The sequence below is a fragment of the Clostridium tepidiprofundi DSM 19306 genome, from assembly GCF_001594005.1.
Taxonomy (GTDB): Bacteria; Bacillota; Clostridia; order Clostridiales; family Clostridiaceae; genus Clostridium_AC; species Clostridium_AC tepidiprofundi.
The window spans coordinates 1-551 of sequence record NZ_LTBA01000168.1; the positions used below are offsets into that span (position 1 = coordinate 1).

The 551-nt window shown below is 31.6% G+C and carries 1 protein-coding gene; it reads right to left on the bottom strand.

Features of this window, described 5'->3' with window-relative positions; translation table 11 throughout:
• Positions 1-182: 182 nt before the first annotated feature.
• Positions 183-551: nuclease/transposase family protein (locus CLTEP_RS14260; protein ID WP_479723506.1), on the bottom strand; the 369-nt coding region annotated here is incomplete at its 5' end.

A 551-nucleotide genomic window follows, 5' to 3' on the forward strand; every position in this document is an offset into this window, starting at 1 on the left:
AATTTTTTGAATACGAAATCTACTTTTGGATTTAACCTACACATAAAATATCATCACCTTCCTTTACATATACTTAATAAGTGTGAACTACCACCCAAACAGGCAAGGGTAGATTCTTTGTAAGAAGTTTGGTATTTAACTTTTTTTGCACCCCTGGGGTGTTATTTAGGGTGTTATTTATATTACTGCTTTAAATTCTTGATCTCTTCTACACTTAATCCAGTAGCTTTTGACACTGTATCTTCATCCATACCCATAACCAATAGATTTTTGGCTGTTTTGAATATTCCTTCTTTAATTCCTTTTTCTATTCCTTTTTTAATTCCTTTTTCTATTCCTTCTTTAATTCCTTCCTCTCTTGCGCTGCTTATCATATTTGCCCTTTCGTGAAGTGACTTTTCTCTCGCTTTATAAATCTCTATTGTCTTTGCATCACTACTTAAATATTCAAGTCTTTCCTCTACTCTCTTTATATCTTTATCCATTTCAATCAACTCCTTTAATTTTTCTTCTGAAATATCCTTATTAAAGAAAGTCAACCATCTCTGAAG